The sequence below is a fragment of the Streptomyces sp. M-16 genome, from assembly GCF_052114405.1.
GTDB lineage: Bacteria > Actinomycetota > Actinomycetes > Streptomycetales > Streptomycetaceae > Streptomyces.
This window is the reverse complement of sequence record NZ_JBFRER010000324.1, coordinates 1-577: the sequence shown is the minus strand read 5'-3', so window position 1 is coordinate 577 and position 577 is coordinate 1. Positions and strand designations below refer to the sequence as shown.

The following is a 577-nucleotide window of genomic DNA, read 5'->3' as shown; positions in this document are numbered from 1 at the left end:
GGTGGATGTGGTCCAGCCCGTGACGTGGGCGGTGATGGTTTCGCTCGCCGAGGTGTGGCGTTCGCTGGGTGTGGTGCCGGATGCGGTGGTCGGGCATTCGCAGGGTGAGATCGCCGCTGCTGCTGTGTCGGGGGCGTTGTCCCTGGGGGATGCGGCGCGGGTGGTTGCGTTGCGGGCTCAGGTGATCGGGCGTGAGCTGGCGGGTTTGGGCGGCATGGCGTCGGTTCCGTTGCCGTTGGCGGCGGTTGAGGCGCGGTTGGAGGTGTGGGCGGGCCGGCTGGGTGTGGCTGCGGTGAACGGGCCGTCGGGCACGGTCGTGGCCGGGGATGCCGATGCGGTGGCCGCGTTCGTCGCGGAGGCGGTGGGGGAGGGGATCCGGGCCCGTCAGGTGCCGGTCGATTACGCCTCCCATTCGGCGCACGTGGAGCGGATCGAGGCCGAGCTGCTGGATGTTCTCGGGCCGGTCGTGCCGCGCAAGGCGGAGATCCCGTTCTACTCGACCGTGACAGGCGGCCTCCTCACGGAGACCGTGCTCAGACCGTGCTCGATGCCGGGTACTGGTACCGCAACCTGCGCC

General features: G+C 70.9%; 1 pseudogene. It reads left to right on the top strand.

The annotated features are described in order from the left end of the window. Nucleotides 1-577: pseudogene (locus AB4039_RS42375) on the top strand (acyltransferase domain-containing protein); the annotation flags it as partial.